The sequence below is a fragment of the Methylobacterium sp. AC690 genome, assembly GCF_979256535.1.
Genome location: NZ_CEEDOX010000116.1, coordinates 1 through 242 on the forward strand (window position 1 = coordinate 1; position 242 = coordinate 242).

A 242-nucleotide genomic window follows, 5' to 3' on the forward strand; every position below is an offset into this window, starting at 1 on the left:
GGGTCCTGCCCGGCCGCCTGGTTGCGCACCGACTGCTCGATGCCGTCGAGGGGGTTGCTGATCTTGGAGAGCGAGGGGGCCGCGGCCTGGGCCGCCGTCTGCACCGTGCCGCCCACCAGCGAGCCGGCCCCGCCCAGCGTGCTGGTCACGCCCGAGAAGGCACCCCCGATCAGGCCGCCGGCGGCCGAGGTCAGGAGGTAGAGCACCACCAGGGTGGTCACCGCCCAGGAGACCAGGCCGTG

General features: G+C 74.8%; 1 pseudogene. It reads right to left on the bottom strand.

Annotated elements, in window-relative coordinates:
• Positions 1 to 242 (bottom strand): annotated as a pseudogene (locus AC0IY1_RS25525) (PhnA-like protein); the annotation flags it as partial.